The following is a 3,553-nucleotide window of genomic DNA, read 5'->3' on the forward strand; positions in this document are numbered from 1 at the left end:
ACCCCTGCGCCCCAGCACTGTAGTCCTATAAGATGGAATTAAAAAAGCAAGGAGGTCATCTGACGGAAACTTGCATTTTATCTGTTCGTCCCTCCACCCGTATTCATGATCTGATTCATGGAATCAACCGGGTAACCCATAGACCTGGAGAAGTTGAACAGCTGCGTGGCAAGGTTGGTGAACTCCTGGCCCAGCGACTGAGAAAGGAGCGACTGCGCCCCGCTGGAGATGTCCATCTCAATTTCTATGTCGCCCTCCAGGATGACCCCCTCCAGGCTCTGAACCTGGTAATCGGATAACGCCTCGTTTATGTCTTTCATTTTCATGGAACTTTTCTCATCTGCCATTTTGTCCTCCTCTTTTGACCATTTCAGCCCTTTTTAAGTGGGAGATGGAGGTGGTGACAAACCGCAGGTTAGCCCCAACCTCCTGATTTGAATGGTTGTGTGGAATTCTTAATCCACTAAGTTTGAGTTAATACAAATTAATTTTACTTAAAGTTTGCGGTTAAAGGATCTATAAAAGCTTAAAATAATTTTTATAAAAAATTGGTATGGAGCTGAGACTCTCTCCCCAAGAGCATCTTCAGGGTTTGGGGAAAACAAATACCAAATCAGGAAATTCCATACCTAAATAATCGGTCATATACTCTTTATACGCCTCTGTCGGATCTGCAGCGAACTCCGGATGGAGCAGCTTGGCCCAGTATAGGTATCCTACCACGCTATCCAGCCCCGTCATCAGCTCGTTGCTGATCAAGTATACCCGTTGGTTTTTCACCGCATCTATGCTCTCCCATCCATCGCGGCTTGAGATCTCTTCGATCAACGCCTCGGGCTCATCAGTGCTGTTCCAGCCCCAGTCCAACTCTGAGCTGTAAACGTACTTCATCAAGACCTCTGGATTCTCGGTGATGATCCACTCGCTATCCACATGCGGATAAGCTTCCGACATATTGGCAGCAATGTTCCTGCCGCCGGTCAGTTCAAGCACCAGGCTTCCCTTTGCCCCTTCTCCATATGTCCCAACATCATTTAGACCCTTAAAGCCCGTCTCCAAAAAGACGCTGGGCCGCTCATCCCGGCTCAAATTGTTCACATAATCATCTATCTGCCTTTCATATCCGGAGCGCCATTGAATATACCGGTCCTCTGCCCCATTCGTGCCCAGAATGTAGCTGAGCTTGACCAGCTCCTCCGTCACGAAGTTCGGATCTGTGAACTCCAGGACGACTACGGGTATTCCTGCGGGATCAAGCTTCTCCTCTGCTTCGGATATGGGCGGCCATTTTTCGTAGCTGATTACCAGATCCGGATCAAGGGAGATGGCCGCCTCATAATCCTCTATCTTCCAGCCGCCGACTGATGGCAGATCGGCAAACTCGGGGAAGAAGTAAGTCTTTTCATGAATGGCATTGGAGACGCCGACGACCTTCTCCGTCGCCTTCAAAACCTTGAATGCCTCAGCGGTAAGGCCGCTGGGAACGATGACTCTTTCCACAGGTATATCGATTGACACCGTCCGGTTGGCAGTATCCTTCAAGATGAGATTCGTTTCTCTGCCTGCTACGATGTCCTCGATCTGCGCGATGTCCTCCTGGCCGATATTGCCATCGTTATTGGCATCGGCCAGCTCGCTATATTCCTGTGTGCCATTGATGATCCCTTCAACATAATCGACGTCCCTTTGATCTATGGTATCATCCAGGTTTGCATTGCCATAGATCTTCAGGGTGAGATGAGATCCGCATGCCAGGATCGGCAGTGAGCACAGCATTAACCATGCCAATAGTATCCATATTCGCGTCTTACTAAGCATTTCGATCACCATTTTTTGATTAAAGGAAAGATTAATTGATTTAAGTCTTTCTCATCCGGACGAGGCTGCATTTGATTCATTGCCTCTCAGTATGACGCACCGGCCCAAGATTTATATACAACTTAATTTGTCTAAAAGCCAATTAATTTGACTAAATGGGAGGTAGTAACGTTGAGAAAAAAGGCTTTGCAGATCCTGATCTCTCTTTTATTGCTCATATCAGTATGCTGTGGAGAGACGGTAACCCTGATCGATTTTACTGGGCATCAGGTCGAGCTGTCCGCTCCCGTAACCAAGACAGTATCTCTCTCAGCCGCTGCTTCTGAGATCCTCTGGGCTCTGGATGAGGGAAAAAGCATGGTCGGACGCAGCACCAGCTCCAACTTTCCCCCAATGATCGAGAGCTTAACCGTCGCGGGAAAGCACTCCAACTCACCGGATTTAGAGCTCATCATGGAGCTTGAACCCGAGCTGGTAATTGCCGATACCATGCTCTCGGAGGAGGACCGGAAGGTGCTCGAGGAGGACGGAATTGCCGTTGTCGTGGAAAGGTTCATAGATCCCAATAGGACGCTCCTGGTCATCGAGAACCTGGGAAGGGCTCTTGGAAAAGAGGAGCGCGCTTCTGAGCTGGCGGGCCAGCTGAAAGGTTATCATGATCTCATAAAGGAGAGAATCTCGGGCACAAATTCGGAGGAGAGACCAACCGTGTTCTTCGAGTGGCTGGGAAAGCCGTATCATTCGGCATCTAACGGCACATCCTATGACAACTTCATCGACTTTGCCGGCGGAGTCAACATCGCAGCCAATGAATCGGTCGATTATCCCGATGTCAGCCCGGAATGGGTGATAGAGAAAGATCCTGATGTCATACTTCACATTCTGGGAAGCTCGAAGGACTATACAGAGGAGGAACTAGAGCAGTGGAGGGATGAGATCATATCTCGGCCGGAGCTGCAGAATTCAAGGGCGGTCAAAGAGGGACGGGTCTACGTTTTAAGCGGTACGGTGGCCACGGGAGTCCGCTCTGCGATCGGCGAGCTTTACCTGGCCAAGTGGTTCTATCCCGAATTATTCGAGGACATAGATCCGGGTGTCGAGCATGAGAAGCTCATACAGGAGTTCTACAACATGAAGCTGGAGGGAGGATACGCTTATCCCTCCGATGCCTGAGCTAGCAAATGAATCGAATTCGTATCCTGACGTGAGCCCCGAGTGGGTGGTACAGATCGACCCAGATGTAATCCTTCAGTCGGAGCCCAGCACCAAAAACTACACTGAGGATGAGCTGGCCCAGTTGAGGGATGAGATAATGAGCCGGCCGGAGCTGCAGAGCGCAAAGGCGGTAGAAGACGGACGGGTCTTTGTGATGAGCGGCAAGATCACATCGGGAATACGGGCCATAGTTGGAGAGCTTTACCTGGCCAAATGGCTTCATCCACAACGGTTCGAAGATGTGGACCCTGATGTTGTGCACCGGGAGCTCATAGATAAGTTCTACGGTCTTGAGCTGGAGGGGGCTTACGCCTTTCCCTCATCTTCCTTTTTAGATATGGAGATCGAATGAGAACAACCACACTGTTGATCGTCCTTGCTCTTCTTCTAGCTCCTGCCTTAGCAGAGGAAGAAGAGAAGGTCACATAAACACAGGCAGGAAGCCCTGCTCTTCAGGGCGGGGAGGAATGCCGTAAGTAGCCCACCAAAACCTTTATCGAAGAAGTCAGCGTGACTCTTC

The 3,553-nt window shown here is 49.9% G+C and carries 4 protein-coding genes; 2 read left to right on the forward strand and 2 right to left on the reverse strand.

What is annotated here, in order from left to right; all coding sequences use genetic code 11:
* Positions 1-77: 77 nt before the first annotated feature.
* A complete protein-coding gene (locus BP727_RS05350) occupies positions 78-347 on the reverse strand; it encodes a hypothetical protein (protein WP_286857759.1) in 270 nt (89 codons plus the stop codon).
* A gap of 238 nt (positions 348-585) precedes the next feature.
* Entirely contained in the window at positions 586-1,788 is a 1,203-nt protein-coding gene (locus tag BP727_RS05355; protein ID WP_286857762.1) for an ABC transporter substrate-binding protein, read from the reverse strand.
* A gap of 201 nt (positions 1,789-1,989) precedes the next feature.
* Between BP727_RS05355 and BP727_RS05360 the strand changes: the two genes are divergently transcribed.
* Positions 1,990-2,991 (forward strand): ABC transporter substrate-binding protein, encoded by a 1,002-nt coding sequence (locus BP727_RS05360; RefSeq protein ID WP_273467125.1) that lies wholly within the window; start codon positions 1,990-1,992, stop codon positions 2,989-2,991.
* Positions 2,984-3,385 (forward strand): ABC transporter substrate-binding protein, encoded by a 402-nt coding sequence (locus BP727_RS05365; protein ID WP_273467123.1) that lies wholly within the window; start codon positions 2,984-2,986, stop codon positions 3,383-3,385. Before BP727_RS05360 ends, BP727_RS05365 begins: the two co-directional genes overlap by 8 nt.
* Positions 3,386-3,553: the final 168 nt, after the last annotated feature.

Source organism: Methanosaeta sp. UBA356 (assembly GCF_002496465.1).
GTDB lineage: Archaea > Halobacteriota > Methanosarcinia > Methanotrichales > Methanotrichaceae > Methanothrix > Methanothrix soehngenii.

Excerpts from the sequence above, each read along its gene's own strand:
- BP727_RS05350 (WP_286857759.1), bottom strand. The coding sequence starts at position 347 with ATGGCAGATGAGAAAAGTTCCATGAAAATGAAAGACATAAACGAGGCG.
- BP727_RS05365 (WP_273467123.1), top strand. The coding sequence starts at position 2,984 with ATGCCTGAGCTAGCAAATGAATCGAATTCGTATCCTGACGTGAGCCCC.